The following is a 12,912-nucleotide window of genomic DNA, read 5'->3' on the forward strand; positions in this document are numbered from 1 at the left end:
GTTGGCGTGGGCCGGCCTGGTCCCGCTCACCATCGAGAACCTAGACCAGGGGATGTCGTGGTGGCGCAGGAACAACGGACACGGCCTGCGCGCCGATCCGCTCAGCCCACCTCGGTCGACTCCGTGATCAGCAGGCCGCTGAGCAGACTGCGCAGGGTCCGCTCGACGAGGTTCGCGCGGGGGGCAGGTCCGGAGGGCTGACTGAACGCCGCGACCAGGTGCGGGTGTGCCGCGAGATCCAGCCCGGCGAAGCTGAACGCCCCAGCGGCGGATTCACGGCGGGCGAAGAGGCTCACCACGCCTGTCATCATCGCGATGGCCTCGAACTTGGCGGCGACCGGGCAGCGCACGGGTTCCAGCACCCGGATGCAGTTGTCGAACCAGGCCAGGCCCTCCGGGCCGATGCCGGAGGGCCGGTGGATCACGTCGAGCAACCACGGGTGGGTGCCGAACAGCGCCAACTGCCGTCGCCCCAGCAGCACCATCGTCTCCAACCAGTCGCCCTCCACCTGCGGGTACGGGCGCAGCTCCCCCACCGCCCGGTCGGTCATCAGGTCCAGCAGGTCGTCACGGGACGTCAGGTAGCGGTAGAGGGACCCGGCGCCGGTGCCGAGCGCGGCGGCCACGGCGCGCATCGACACCGCCGCCAGTCCTTCGGCGTCGGCCAGGGCGATGGCGGCCGCGACGATGGCGTCCCGACTGTGCGCCGGCGCGGGGCCGCGGCTGCCGCGTTCGGGTCTGCTCCAGATCGGTTGCCGGTCCGGGTCGGCGTGACCGGTACTCGCGGGTGCGTCACTCACTGATCTACTGTAAACTGCGAACGTCGTTTGCAGTTATTGTCGGCGCGGGAAGGGTGGACCGGACATGGAGCAGGTCAGGGCACGGGACGGCGCGACGATCGTGCTGCACTCGACGGGGGCGGGGCCGGGGATCGTCGTGGTGCACGGTGGCGGCGTGACGATCGACGTCTACCGGCGGCTGGCCAGGGCGCTCGCCGACCGGTTCACGGTGCACCTCTACAACCGACGGGGACGGGCCGACGCACCACCGAGGTCGATGCCCTACACCGTCGAGCAGGAGGTCGACGACCTCGGCGCGGTGCTGGAGCGCACCGGGTCCGGCAACGTCATCGGCCACAGCGGCGGCGGTTTCCTGGCGCTCGAAGCCGCGCCCCGACTGCCGATCGAACGGCTCGCCCTCTACGACGCCGCGGTCTCGATCGACGGCAGCTTCCCATCGGCGTGGCTCGCGCCCGCCCGGGCGGCACTACAAGCCGGCGACACCGCCCGAAGCCTCGCCATCACGACTGCGGGAATCAACTCGCAGATGACGGCGGCGAGACTCCCACTCGCCGTCCGGGTGGCGATCATCCGCGCGTTCCTGCGTACGCCGATCGGCCGGACGATGGGCGAACTGCTGCCGACGACGTTGGACGAGGCGGCGCTGATCCTGGCGCACGACGGCCCGGCCACCCGGTGGGCCGAAGTGAGCGCCGAGGTGCTGCTGGCCTGCGGAGCCGACGGCCCGCCCTACTACGTGCAACAGAACGCGGCGCTGGCCCGTGCGTTACCGCGCGCCCGGACACTGATGATCCCGCGCAGTGGCCACGACGCCATCAACCGGGCGCACCCGAGGATCGTCGAACCGCTCGCCGACTTCTTCGCGGCGCCCGTGACGACGCGGCGGACGCCGCACTCCTGAGCGGTCGCGCGATCGCACACCGTCATTGATCTTGGCTAGGCTGGTGGGCATGCCCGCACACCACCCGCGCCGTCACACGATCGAGCCGGTCGACTGGTGAGCGACGCAGCAGTGCCCGCCCCGCGGGGTGGGCCGTCCACACCGGGCAACCGCTCGGGTTGGACCGACCGATGCGACCAGCTCGCCCGGTCACGGCCCTTCGAGATCGCCATCGTCGTGGTCATCCTTGCCAACGGCATCGTTCTCGGCCTGGAGACGTACGACGATCTGAGCCCGGCGGGCACCGCGCTGCACGGGCTGGAACTGCTCTTCCGGGCCGTCTTCGTCGTCGAGATCGCCATCCGGCTGGCCGCCTACGGCAGACGCCCACAGGACTTCTTCCGGCACGGCTGGAACGTCTTCGACTTCGTGGTGATCGCGGCGATCTTCATCCCGGGTCTGCACGGCGATCCGGCGCTGCTGCGGGTCGTCCGGGTCGCCCGCATGGTCCGCCTGGTGCGGTTCTCGCCGGGTCTGCGGACCATCGTCTCCGCGCTGTGGCGCAGTCTGCCGGGCGTGACCGGGTTCCTCGCCCTGGCCGTCGTGACGCTCTACGTGTACGGCATGGCCGGCTGGCTGATCTTCGGCAACAGGTATCCGCAGGAGTACGGCGACATCGGCCGGTCGCTGCTGACGTTGTTCGTGCTGTTGTCGCTGGAGACGCTGCCGGACCTCATCGAACAGGGCCTGGCGATCTCACCATGGACGCTGCTCTACTACGTCAGCTACGTGGTCATCACCGTCAACCTGCTGCTCAACATCCTCATCGCGGTCATCGTGAACTCCATGGAGGAGGCTCGCCGGTTGGAGATGACCGAGCGACTGGCCCCCGGATACGACGAGGACGGCGACGGCGTACCGGACGAGGTGGACCGGATCGCGCTCACCCAACGGCTTGACGACCTGCGGGCGGTCATCACCGAGTTGGAGCGCGAGCTGCGCATCGACCGGGACGACGGGCACGGCCGACCCCATCGGGACAACGCCCGCGCCGGACGGTGATCCGACGCTCGCGCTCCGTCTACGGGTTCGGATAGTGTCGACGGCGGTCCCATCGGCCTCCCTGAAGGGGCAACCGAGCATGACGACCAGTGTCGACAATGTCCAGACCGCCACCGATCCCACTGACACGCTCGGCACGGTGATCGACGACGTGATCCGCCCGCAGGCGCCGATCGTCGACCGGGACGGGGCCTTCCCCCGTCCGGGTGTCGACGCTCTCGCCGCAGCCGGCCTGCTCGGCCTGGCCTCCTCGACCGAGGTCGGTGGCGCCGGCCACGGCATGCGGACGGTCGCCGAGGTGATCGAGCGGCTGGCCGCCGAGTGCGGGTCCACAGCGATGGTGGTGCTCATGCACTACGCGGCGACCGCCGTCGTCGAGGCCCACGCCCCGCGCGACGTCCGCGCCGCCATCGCCGCCGGGGATCACCTCACCACGTTGGCCTTCTCCGAGTACGGATCGCGCAGCCACTTCTGGTCGCCGACCGGCACCGCGACAGCCGCAGACGACGACACAGTCCGCCTCGACGCCCGTAAGAGCTGGGTCACCTCGGCCGGCGAGGCCAACAGCTACGTCTGGTCGAGCCTTCCGCTGACCCTCGACGCCGGTCCGATGACCTTGTGGCTGGTGCCGGCCGACAGCGCCGGCCTGAGCGTGGCCGGCGACTTCGATGGGCTGGGCCTGCGGGGCAACGGCTCCCGGCCGATGACCGCCGACGGGCTCCGGGTTCCGGCGACGGCGAGGATGGCCGCCGACGGGGCCGGGCTCGACACCGCTCTCGGCGCGGTCCTGCCCTGGTTCCTGGTGCTCAACGCCGCTTTCTGCCTCGGTCTCGCCGACAGCGCCGTGGCCGAGGCGAGCCGTCATCTGACCAGGACCACGCTCGCGCACACCGGCGCCGCCCTGCGCGACGCGCCAGTCACCCGACGCGACCTCGCCCGGCTGATGATCCGCACCGACGCGCTGCGTGCCTTCCTGGGAGACACGCTCACCGCTCTGGAGACGGGCCGGGACGACGCGATGCTGCGGGTGCTCCAGGTCAAGGCGCTCGCCGGCGAGACAGTCGCCGACGTGACCGATGGCGCGATGCAGCTCTGCGGGGGCAGCGCCTTCCGCAAGGAGTTGGGCCTTGAGCGTCGTTTCCGGGACGCCCGCGCGGCCCGGGTGATGGCGCCGACCACCGACGCGCTGCACGATTTCGTCGGTCGGCTCGCCACCGGGCTGCCGCTGCTCGACGAGGCCAACCGCTGATGCCCGCGCCTACCGTCCTGATGGGCGCCGTCGCGTACGACCCGAAGGTGGTGACCATCTGGGAGGGCTTCCGCACCTGGCTGCGCGGGCGGGGCCTGGACTTCGACTTCGTCCTCTACTCGCACTACGAACGACAGGTGGAGGACCTCGTCGCCGGGCGGATCGACGCGGCCTGGAACTCTCCCCTGGCCTGGCTGCGGGCCGAGCGACTGGCGGCCGCCGACGGCACTGCCGTGCGCGCGCTCACCATGCGCGACACCGACCAGGACCTCACCTCGATCGTCGTGGTTCGCGCGGACTCGCCGGTGCGCCAGCTCACCGACCTCGCCGGACGGGTGGTCGCCGTCGGGGCGATCGACAGTCCACAGGCGACGCTCATTCCGCTGGGCCACCTGGCGGCGGCCGGGGTCACTGTCGACGTACGCCGTTTCGACGTGGGTGTCGGCCTGCACGGCGACCACATCGGCGGCGAGCGCGACGCGGCGCGCGCCCTGGTGGCCGGGGAGGTCGACGCCGCCTGCATGATCGACGCCAACCACCTGGCGTTCGTCCAGGAGGGCACGCTACCGCCCGAGGGCACCCGGATCGTGGCCCAGACCGCACGCTACGACCACTGCAACATGACTGTCCGCGCGCCGGAGTCCGAAGGCGTCCGGCTCTTCGGCACGCTCCTGCTCGGCATGTCGTACGCCGATCCGCAGGTGCGTCCACTGCTCGACCTAGAGGGGCTGACGGCCTGGCGGGAGGGCCGCACCACCGGGTATGACGCCCTCGCCGCCGCTGTCGACGCCAGCGGTTTCTACTCCCTCGACGGGCGGGTGACGGCCCCGCACTACCGGCCGTGAGTTGGACACCTGTCGCCGCTGTCGACCTGGGTGACCTGGGTTTCGGCAGTGGCGCGCACCTGCTGGTGCAGCGCGCCCTGGCCGGGTTGCCGCCCGGCGGCCGGTTGGCGGTCTCCGGTCGCGACCCGGCGCTGCGCGTCCACCTGCCGGCCTGGTGTCGTGGCCGGGGTCATCGGGTCGAATGGCCTGATCGGAGCGAGGCGAACGAGCTGGTGGCGGTGGTGGTCCGGGGGTCGGCGGATGACGACCGCTGGTTCGGCGCTGAGCGGGCCGGGTCGGCCCTGCCGTCGGCGCTGAGCAGCCGTCCGCCCGCAAGGTGGGGGCTCGGCGCCCGGGGCGCGCTCCTGGAAGCCGGTGGTCCGGAGGCCCGGTTCGACCTGGACGACCGCGACCTGGTCTGGGCCGACATCGCCCCACACCTGTACGCGCAGGCCGCCGCCCGACAGTGGGACCCGCAGACCGCGGTGCCGTGGGACGACCCGTTCGCGCTGCCGGCCGACGTCGAGGCCGCTGTGGTGCAGGTGATGACCTATCTGGTCGAGAACGAGCAGGCCGCCCTCGTCGTGCCGGCCCGGTTCGTGGGGCGCATCCATCCGCACTTTCGGGAGGTGGTGCAGCTGCTCGCCGTGCAGATGGCCGACGAGGCCCGGCACATGGAGGTCTTCAGCCGGCGGGCCCTGCTGCGGGGCGCCGAGATGGGCACGTCATCCGCTGGCGGTCGCCAGTCGCTGTTCACCCTCGTCGCGGAGTCGGACTTCGCGTTGGCGTCGTTCCTGCTCTCCGTGCTCGGCGAGGGCAGCTTCGTCGATCTGCTCTCGTTCCTGCACGAGGTCGCCCCGGACCCGGTGACCCGCCGGATCTGTTGGCTCGCGATGCAGGACGAGCGCCGGCACGTGGTGTTCGGCATGGCACACCTGGAGCATCAGGCGCAGCTGGATCCGCTGCTGCGGGACCGGCTGCGGGCGGCTATCCACCGCCGCCACGACGCGCTGGTCGACACGGCTGGGCTCAACGCTGATGTCTTCGACGCGCTGGTGGTGCTCGCGGCGGGTGGCTGGCAGCCGAATGACGTGTCCGCCGGCTTCGACCGGGTGCGGGCTCTGCAGCACGCGATGGATCAGGGCCGTCAGCGCCGCCTCGTCCGGCTGGGTTTCCGGGTCGACGAGGCGGCGGCGCTCTCCGCCCTGCACACCCGCAACTTCATGTAGCCGATCCCCGCGCACGGCACGGCGTGCGCGGGGATCGCGGTACGGCAGGTCAGCGAGCGCTGGTCACTGGCCGAGCAGGGTCCGGATCTGACGCGCGTAGCCCGCCACAGTGAAGTCCGGGCCGACCGAGTCCACCAGGACCAGGTCGTTGATGGTGTGATCGACGCGCAGCGACAGGATCGCCTGGTACTCGGGTGAGTTGTACCAGGTCCTGGCGGTTTCCGCGTCCGGGAACTCGATCAGCACGACCGAACCGGGCCAGCTGCCCTCGAGGACCTGCACCTCGGCGTCCAGGACGAGCCACTTGGCGCCGTACGCCTCGGTGGTGGCCTGCACCTGCTCCAGGTAACGCAGGGAATCCTCGGTCGGAACTCCGCCCGGGATACGCAGGTGGTTGATCAGGTAGGTGCTCATGTCTCACTCCTCAGGTGCGGGGTGCTGCTTCCCGGTCGAAGGCGTACGACCGGTCGTCTTGGATTGGGTACGCGCCGCGCCGATGGGACGACGCGGGCTGTCACCGCTGGGATCGGACCCGGATCAGGTGAGGATCCGGGCCGTGGTGATCGTGAAGAACTCCTGGAGTGCGGCCGGGTCACCGGATGCCTTCGCCCGCGCTGCCGCGCCCTCGTAGCTGGAGACGACGAAGCCGGCGAGATCGGCGGCGGGTTCGTCGCCGTGCAGTTCACCGGCGGCCCGCGCCTGCTCGATCGCCGTGGCGAGCGCGGCGACCCAGCGGCCGAAGCCGGCGTCGACCGCGTTCCGCAGAACATCGCTGTGTGCCGGGATCTCGGTGGCGAAGTTGCCGAGCAGGCATCCGCGATCACCCATGGTGTCGCCGAGGCCGGTGATGTATCTCAGGTGAGCGGTGATCCGCTCCAGCGGCGTGCCGCCCCGCTTCTCGTCGAGCATTTCCAGCCCCATCGCCGCTGAGTATCTCGCCACCGAGTCGAGGGCGAGGTCTTCCTTGCTGGCGAAGTGGTTGTAGAAGGTGCCCTTGGGTGCCCCGGCGGCGGCGACGATGTCCTGGACGCTCGTGCCGTTGTAGCCGCGCAGGTGGAACAGGTCCAACGCCGCGTCGGACAACCGTTGCCGGGTTCCGACGGAGGCCGGTGACTTCGGTCGTGGCATCTCGTGGCCCTCCTCTCGCCCGGGGTGCCGGCTGACTGACAGACACCACGATATGACCGGTCGTCTCGGAATGCCAGTGATGTGACCGCTGTCATCCCCCAGGTACTGTGGAATGGTCATGAACAGCGATTTCAGCGCGGTCCGCGAGGAGTTGCTGCGGCTTCGCGAGCAGACCGAGGCTCAGGCCACCGCCCTGGACGGCGACCTGCGGAGTCTTTTCGAGGCGTCCCGGTCGTCCAACGCCGATGACGAACACGACCCCGAGGGCAGCACCATCGCCTTCGAACGCGCGCAGCTCACCGCCGTCCTGGACGCCACCCGCCGACGCCTGGCCGAGCTGGACGTCGCGCTGCGACGGGTCGACGACGGCAGCTACGGCCTGTGCGAACGGTGCTCCCGTCCGATTCCCGCCGAGCGGCTCGTCGCCCGCCCGTCCGCGCGTACCTGCGTGGCCTGCGCCAGCCGACGGTGACGGCGCCCGCCGACCGCGAGGGCCACGGGCACCGTCGTACCGGTGATCAGCTGGCGCAACAACCTCCTGCTGGCGCGGCGTTGAGGGCGACGAGGCTGATCGGCGCGGACCGCAGCCCACCGGAGATGCCCGTGGACAGTCCACGCCCCGTCGGTTGCGACCCACAGCAGTCGTCGCCCGCCGAGACGGCGGAATCACTGCTGCACACGCCGGTTTCGGGCAGGTCGAGCTGGACGTCGCGGGCGGCCGCCCAGTCACCGGCGAGCGCGGCGACCACGGAGCGGACCTGCTCGTAGCCGGTGGCCATGAGGAACGTCGGCGCCCGGCCGTAGGACTTCATGCCGACGGCGAAGTAGCAGTGCTCCGGGTGGGCGAGCACGTCCACGCCGTGCGGCGGCACCGTGCCGCAGGAGTGCTCGTTGGGGTCGATCAGCGGGGCCAGGGCACGGGTCGCGCCCAGCACCGGGTCGAGGTCCAGCCGCAGCTCGGCGGCGATGCCGTGGTCGGGGCGGAAGCCCGTGGCCGCGACAACACGGTCGACGGTGATCGACTCGGCGCTGCCGTCGCCATGCCGCAGGGCCACACTCACCCGGCCGTCGGTCGGGGTGAGCGCCCGCACGGAGAAGCCGGTGAGCAGCCGGATCCGTCCGGCGTCGACGTGCGCACGCAGCCGTGCGCCGAGCGCGCCCCGCGCCGGGAGGGCGTCGGCGTCTCCACCACCGTAGGTACGCGTCGGCGCGGCGGCCCGGATGGCCCAGGTCACCTCGGTGCCGGCCTCGACGGCGGCCAGCTCCGCCAGGGACAGCAGGGTGTTCGCGGCCGAGTGACCGGCGCCGACCACCAGTGTGTGCCGGCCGACGAACCGGCCCCGGTCGGCGCCGAGGACGTCCGGCAGCGCGTGCTCCAGGTACGCCGCCGCCTCCGCCTCCCCTCGCGCGCGCAGACCGGACGCGCCGAGGACGTTCGGCGTGCTCCAGGTGCCGGAGGCGTCGATGACGGCGCGGGCGACAAGCTCGTCGCCGTCGGCGAGGCGGAGCAGGAACGGTGCGGTGTCGCGCCCGGCGGTACGCAGCCGGTCGAGGCCGAGCCGGCTGATCGCCTCGACCCGTGCCCCGTACCGCACGTGTGGCTTCAGTTGCGGCAGTTGCGCGAGGGGCCGGAGGTAGTCGTCGACCAGCTCCGCGCCGGTGGGCAGTGTCCCCGGGTCGGGGGCGACCCAACCGGCCTCGTCGAGGAGCCGACGGGCGGCCTGGTCGATGTTGTAACGCCACGGCGAGAAGACCCGCACGTGCCCCCACTGGCGTACCGCGGCGCCCGGGGTGTCGCCGGCTTCGAGGACGGTGAAGGGCAGTCCGCGTTCGTGCAGGTGCGCGGCGGCGGCGAGACCGGTCGGACCGGCGCCGATGACGATGGTGGGAAGGTCGTCCAGAGCGGTCATCAGTGGCTCCTCGGTGTGGTGGCCCGGGTCGAGGGCCACGGCTGGTCAGGTGATGGTGGGGCTGCGGCGTTCCAGCAGGACGACGTCGCGCCAGCGGTCGTGATGGCGACCGACCCGCTCGCGTACGCCGATGACCCGGAAGCCGGCTCGTTGGTGGACTGTGAGGCTGGCGGTGTTCTCCGGGAAGACTCCGGATTGGATGGTCCAGATGCCGGCGGCCTCGGTGGAGGCGATCAGCGCGCTCAGCAGCAGTCGGGCGATGCCCCGCCCCTGGGCGGCCGGGTCCACGTAGACGGAGTGTTCGACCACTCCGGCGTAAACAGCGCGGGTCGAGGTCGGCGAGACGGCGATCCAGCCGAGCACCACCCCGTCGCTGTCGACGGCCACGAAGCGGTGCGCAGCCAGGCGCGCGGCGTCGAACGCCGCCCAGGTCGGGGCGGTGATCTCGAAGCTGGCATTGCCGGCGTCCAACCCGGCCTGGTAGATCGCCAGGACCCGGTCGGCATGGGCGTCGGTCATGGGCCGCACGGCGAGGTCGACCATCAGCGGGGTTCCCTTCCGGAAGAGATCAGAGGACTGTCTCGACGTCCATCGAATCAGACAGTTGCACACTGATTAGAGAAGTGTCAACCTAGAGCAATGTCGAATCAAGCAGGTCCGGCGGCTGACGTGTCGTGCTGCGCCCCGCTGGCCGAGCGACGCGTACCGGCCGAGGCCGCTGCGGTGCTCGCGCCCGCGTTCAAGGCCCTCGGCGACCCGGTGCGGCTGCAACTGCTGTCGATGATCGCCTCCGCCGAGACCGGGGAGATCTGCGTCTGCGACCTGACCCCCGCGTTCGACCTGACCGGTCCGACCATCTCGCACCACCTCAGGACACTGCGCGAGGCGGGGCTGGTCGACGCCGAACGCCGGGGCACCTGGGTCTACTACCGCGCCCGGCCGGGCATCCTGCGCCAGCTCGCCGCACTGCTCACCGTGGCGCCGGCGACATGACAACGACCCTGCGGAGCGAGCCGGGCGAGAGCGCCGTCGTCGGCCGACTCTCCCGACTCGACCGGTTCCTGCCCGTGTGGATCGGGCTGGCGATGGCCGCCGGCCTGCTCCTCGGTCGGCTGATACCCGGGTTGAACAGCGTCCTGGACGCGGTGCAGATCGGCGGGATCTCGCTACCGATCGCGATCGGCCTGCTGATCATGATGTACCCGGTCCTGGCGAAGGTCCGCTACGACCGGCTCGACACCGTCACCGGCGACCGCCGGCTGCTGATCTCCTCGCTGGTCCTCAACTGGCTGGTCGGCCCCGCCGTGATGTTCGCCCTGGCCTGGATCTTCCTGGCTGACCAGCCCGCGTACCGCACCGGCCTGGTCATCGTCGGCCTGGCCCGGTGCATCGCCATGGTCATCATCTGGAACGACCTCGCCTGCGGTGATCGGGAGGCCGCCGCCGTCCTGGTCGCCCTCAACTCCGTCTTCCAGGTCGTCGCCTTCGGTGTACTCGGCTGGTTCTACCTCTCCGTGCTCCCCCAGTGGCTGGGGCTCTCCGGCACCGAGTTGACGATCTCGGCCTGGGACATCGCCGCCAACGTGCTCGTCTTCCTCGGCATCCCGCTGCTCGCCGGTTACCTCACCCGCCGCCTCGGCGAGCGCGCCAGGGGCCGCGCCTGGTACGAGGCCCGCTTCCTGCCCAGGATCGGCCCGGCCGCCCTATACGGGCTGCTGTTCACGATCGTGATCCTGTTCGCCCTGCAAGGCGACGCCATCACCAGCCGGCCTCTGGACGTCGTCCGCATCGCCCTGCCCCTGCTGGTGTACTTCGCGCTCATGTGGGCCGGCTCCTACGCCCTCGGCCGGGCCATCGGTCTCGGCTACCAACGCACCACCACCCTCGCGTTCACCGCCGCCGGCAACAACTTCGAACTCGCCATCGCCGTCGCGATCGGCACCTTCGGCGTCACCTCCGGCCAAGCCCTCGCCGGGGTCGTCGGCCCGTTGATCGAGGTGCCCGTCCTGGTCGGGCTCGTCTACGTCTCCCTGTGGGCGCGCCGCCGCTTCTTCACTCCCCCGCGATCCGCGACCACGTAACCGGAAGGCAACCCCGACATGAGCGACAGACCCAGCGTCCTGTTCGTCTGCGTCCACAACGCCGGCCGCTCCCAGATGGCCGCCGGCTGGCTACGCCACCTCGCCGGCGACACCGTCGAGGTCCGCTCGGCCGGCTCCGCTCCGGCCGAGACGATCAACCCCGCCGCCGTGCAGGCCATGCGCGAGGTCGGCATCGACATCACCGACCAGACCCCCAAACTCCTGGAGTACGCGACAGCGCAGTCCTCCGACGTCATCGTGACCATGGGCTGCGGCGACACCTGCCCGGTCTTCCCCGGCAAACGCTACGAGGACTGGAAGCTCGACGACCCGGCCGGCAAGGGCGTCGACGCCGTCCGCCCGATCCGTGACGAGATCCGGGACCGGGTGGAGAAGCTCCTCACCGAACTGAGCCCCACCACTCGACCGGAGCACAGCCGTCAGCGACCTCCGGCGTAGACAGCGCGGTGGCCGAGTTCCTCCTCGATGCGGATGAGCTGGTTGTACTTGGCCGTACGGTCGGAGCGCGACAGCGAGCCGGTCTTGATCTGCCCGCAGCCGACGCCCACGGCCAGGTCGGCGATGGTGGTGTCCTCGGTCTCCCCGGACCGGTGCGACATCACCACCCGGTACCCGGCCTTGTGGGCGGCGTCCACCGTCGCCAGGGTCTCGGTGAGCGTGCCGATCTGGTTGACCTTGACCAGGATCGCGTTGGCGTAACCGCCGTCGATCCCGTCGCGCAGCCGGTCGACATCGGTGCAGAAGACGTCGTCGCCGACCAGCTGCACGCGCTCCCCCGCCGCCGCCGTCAGCCGCTTCCAGCCGGCGATGTCGTCCTCGGCCATCGGGTCCTCGATCGAGCTGATCGGGTACCGGGAGACAAGGTCGAGCAGGTAGTCGATGTGCTCGTCGACGGTCCGCTGACGGCCCTCGCCGACGTAGTCGTAGACGCCGTCGTGGAAGAACTCCGAACTCGCGGGGTCGAGGCAGATCAGCACGTCGGCGCCGGGCTGGTAGCCGCTCTCCTCGATGGCCCGCGACACGAACCGCAGCGCCTCGTCCGCGCCCTTGACGTTTGGCGCGAAGCCACCCTCGTCGCCGACGTTGGTGTTGTGCCCGGCGGCGGCCAGGGACGCCTTGAGGGTGTGGAAGACCTCCGAACCCATCCGGACCGCCTCGGCGAAGGTCTGCGCTCCGACCGGGGCGATCATGAACTCCTGGAAGTCGAGCGGATTGTCGGCGTGCGCGCCGCCGTTGATGATGTTCATCATCGGCACCGGCAGCAGGCGGGCGCCGACACCACCGACATAGCGGTAGAGCGGCTGCCGGTGGGCCAACGCCGCCGCCTTCGCGGTCGCCAGGGACACCGCCAGGATCGCGTTGGCACCCAGTCGACCCTTGTCCTTCGAACCGTCGAGAGCGATCATCGTCTCGTCGATCAGGGCCTGGTCCTCCGCGTCGAGCCCGAGCACCGCGTCGGCGATCTCGCCGTTGACCGCGGCGACGGCAGTGCTGACCCCCTTGCCGTGAAAACGCGTCAGGTCCCCGTCGCGCAGCTCGACCGCCTCGTTCGCTCCCGTCGACGCGCCGGACGGCACTGCCGCCCGCCCGGTCGACCCGTCGGCGAGGACCACGTCGGCCTCCACCGTCGGGTTGCCCCGGCTGTCGAGGATCTGCCGACCACGCACGCGACTGATTGCCGTCATCACACACTCCCTGCTCAAGCTGCCTGTTCGCAGCCAGACTGGC

Annotated in this window: 15 protein-coding genes; 9 read left to right on the plus strand and 6 right to left on the minus strand. The window is 70.9% G+C overall.

Annotation, left to right across the window (positions count from 1 at the left end; genetic code table 11):
* Positions 1 to 101: 101 nt before the first annotated feature.
* Positions 102 to 800: a TetR/AcrR family transcriptional regulator gene (locus tag MED01_RS11025; protein ID WP_238668414.1), complete on the minus strand. Its 699-nt coding sequence runs from the start codon at positions 798 to 800 to the stop codon at positions 102 to 104.
* Between the two features lie 64 nt (positions 801 to 864).
* Here MED01_RS11025 and MED01_RS11030 point away from each other — a divergent pair, with 64 nt between their 5' ends.
* From MED01_RS11030 to MED01_RS11050, 5 genes are all read left to right on the plus strand, one after another.
* Positions 865 to 1,701: an alpha/beta fold hydrolase gene (locus MED01_RS11030; RefSeq protein ID WP_238668415.1), complete on the plus strand. Its 837-nt coding sequence runs from the start codon at positions 865 to 867 to the stop codon at positions 1,699 to 1,701.
* 96 nt (positions 1,702 to 1,797) lie between these two features.
* Entirely contained in the window at positions 1,798 to 2,742 is a 945-nt protein-coding gene (locus tag MED01_RS11035) for an ion transporter (protein WP_238668416.1), read from the plus strand.
* A 79-nt stretch (positions 2,743 to 2,821) separates the two neighbouring features.
* The gene (locus MED01_RS11040) at positions 2,822 to 3,991 is read left to right on the plus strand and encodes an acyl-CoA dehydrogenase family protein (RefSeq protein ID WP_238668417.1); all 1,170 of its coding nucleotides are present in this window, start codon (positions 2,822 to 2,824) and stop codon (positions 3,989 to 3,991) included.
* Entirely contained in the window at positions 3,991 to 4,836 is an 846-nt protein-coding gene (locus MED01_RS11045; RefSeq protein ID WP_238668418.1) for a phosphate/phosphite/phosphonate ABC transporter substrate-binding protein, read from the plus strand. Before MED01_RS11040 ends, MED01_RS11045 begins: the two co-directional genes overlap by 1 nt.
* Positions 4,833 to 6,044 (plus strand): ferritin-like domain-containing protein, encoded by a 1,212-nt coding sequence (locus MED01_RS11050; protein ID WP_238668419.1) that lies wholly within the window; start codon positions 4,833 to 4,835, stop codon positions 6,042 to 6,044. The genes MED01_RS11045 and MED01_RS11050 overlap by 4 nt, the downstream gene beginning before the upstream one ends.
* 63 nt (positions 6,045 to 6,107) lie before the next feature.
* Here MED01_RS11050 and MED01_RS11055 read toward each other — a convergent pair whose 3' ends face one another.
* Positions 6,108 to 6,458, minus strand: a complete 351-nt coding sequence (locus MED01_RS11055) for a DUF1330 domain-containing protein (RefSeq protein ID WP_238668420.1) — start codon at positions 6,456 to 6,458, stop codon at positions 6,108 to 6,110.
* Positions 6,459 to 6,581: 123 nt separating this feature from the next.
* The gene (locus tag MED01_RS11060; RefSeq protein WP_238668421.1) at positions 6,582 to 7,172 is read right to left on the minus strand and encodes a TetR/AcrR family transcriptional regulator; all 591 of its coding nucleotides are present in this window, start codon (positions 7,170 to 7,172) and stop codon (positions 6,582 to 6,584) included.
* Between the two features lie 118 nt (positions 7,173 to 7,290).
* Between MED01_RS11060 and MED01_RS11065 the strand changes: the two genes are divergently transcribed.
* Positions 7,291 to 7,644, plus strand: a complete 354-nt coding sequence (locus tag MED01_RS11065) for a TraR/DksA family transcriptional regulator (RefSeq protein ID WP_238668422.1) — start codon at positions 7,291 to 7,293, stop codon at positions 7,642 to 7,644.
* Between the two features lie 46 nt (positions 7,645 to 7,690).
* On the opposite strand, the gene MED01_RS11070 is transcribed toward MED01_RS11065, so the two are convergent.
* Positions 7,691 to 9,082, minus strand: coding sequence for an FAD-dependent oxidoreductase (locus tag MED01_RS11070; protein WP_238668423.1), 1,392 nt, complete (start codon positions 9,080 to 9,082; stop codon positions 7,691 to 7,693).
* Positions 9,083 to 9,127: 45 nt separating this feature from the next.
* A complete protein-coding gene (locus tag MED01_RS11075) occupies positions 9,128 to 9,625 on the minus strand; it encodes a GNAT family N-acetyltransferase (RefSeq protein WP_238668424.1) in 498 nt (165 codons plus the stop codon).
* A 96-nt stretch (positions 9,626 to 9,721) separates the two neighbouring features.
* On the opposite strand from MED01_RS11075, the gene MED01_RS11080 reads away from it, so the two are divergent.
* Genes MED01_RS11080 through MED01_RS11090 form a run of 3 tightly spaced genes read left to right on the plus strand, consistent with a single transcriptional unit; the run spans position 9,722 to position 11,622 of the window.
* A complete protein-coding gene (locus MED01_RS11080) occupies positions 9,722 to 10,075 on the plus strand; it encodes an ArsR/SmtB family transcription factor (protein WP_238668425.1) in 354 nt (117 codons plus the stop codon).
* The gene (arsB, locus tag MED01_RS11085; RefSeq protein ID WP_238668426.1) at positions 10,072 to 11,163 is read left to right on the plus strand and encodes an ACR3 family arsenite efflux transporter; all 1,092 of its coding nucleotides are present in this window, start codon (positions 10,072 to 10,074) and stop codon (positions 11,161 to 11,163) included. Before MED01_RS11080 ends, arsB begins: the two co-directional genes overlap by 4 nt.
* Positions 11,164 to 11,181: 18 nt before the next feature.
* Complete coding sequence (locus MED01_RS11090; RefSeq protein WP_238668427.1) at positions 11,182 to 11,622, plus strand: arsenate reductase ArsC; 441 nt, start codon at positions 11,182 to 11,184, stop codon at positions 11,620 to 11,622.
* Here the strand turns inward: MED01_RS11090 and eno are convergent.
* The gene (eno, locus tag MED01_RS11095; protein WP_238668428.1) at positions 11,604 to 12,869 is read right to left on the minus strand and encodes a phosphopyruvate hydratase; all 1,266 of its coding nucleotides are present in this window, start codon (positions 12,867 to 12,869) and stop codon (positions 11,604 to 11,606) included. The two genes, MED01_RS11090 and eno, sit on opposite strands and share 19 nt — an antisense overlap.
* Between the last annotated feature and the right edge of the window lie 43 nt (positions 12,870 to 12,912).

Origin of the sequence: Micromonospora alfalfae (assembly GCF_022230925.1) — a bacterium.
Lineage (GTDB): Bacteria > Actinomycetota > Actinomycetes > Mycobacteriales > Micromonosporaceae > Micromonospora > Micromonospora alfalfae.

Excerpts from the sequence above, each read along its gene's own strand:
- MED01_RS11030 (WP_238668415.1), top strand. The coding sequence starts at position 865 with ATGGAGCAGGTCAGGGCACGGGACGGCGCGACGATCGTGCTGCACTCG.
- MED01_RS11040 (WP_238668417.1), top strand. The coding sequence starts at position 2,822 with ATGACGACCAGTGTCGACAATGTCCAGACCGCCACCGATCCCACTGAC.
- MED01_RS11045 (WP_238668418.1), top strand. The coding sequence starts at position 3,991 with ATGCCCGCGCCTACCGTCCTGATGGGCGCCGTCGCGTACGACCCGAAG.
- MED01_RS11055 (WP_238668420.1), bottom strand. The coding sequence starts at position 6,458 with ATGAGCACCTACCTGATCAACCACCTGCGTATCCCGGGCGGAGTTCCG.
- MED01_RS11060 (WP_238668421.1), bottom strand. The coding sequence starts at position 7,172 with ATGCCACGACCGAAGTCACCGGCCTCCGTCGGAACCCGGCAACGGTTG.
- MED01_RS11065 (WP_238668422.1), top strand. The coding sequence starts at position 7,291 with ATGAACAGCGATTTCAGCGCGGTCCGCGAGGAGTTGCTGCGGCTTCGC.
- MED01_RS11070 (WP_238668423.1), bottom strand. The coding sequence starts at position 9,082 with ATGACCGCTCTGGACGACCTTCCCACCATCGTCATCGGCGCCGGTCCG.
- MED01_RS11075 (WP_238668424.1), bottom strand. The coding sequence starts at position 9,625 with ATGGTCGACCTCGCCGTGCGGCCCATGACCGACGCCCATGCCGACCGG.
- MED01_RS11080 (WP_238668425.1), top strand. The coding sequence starts at position 9,722 with ATGTCGAATCAAGCAGGTCCGGCGGCTGACGTGTCGTGCTGCGCCCCG.
- arsB (WP_238668426.1), top strand. The coding sequence starts at position 10,072 with ATGACAACGACCCTGCGGAGCGAGCCGGGCGAGAGCGCCGTCGTCGGC.
- MED01_RS11090 (WP_238668427.1), top strand. The coding sequence starts at position 11,182 with ATGAGCGACAGACCCAGCGTCCTGTTCGTCTGCGTCCACAACGCCGGC.
- eno (WP_238668428.1), bottom strand. The coding sequence starts at position 12,869 with ATGACGGCAATCAGTCGCGTGCGTGGTCGGCAGATCCTCGACAGCCGG.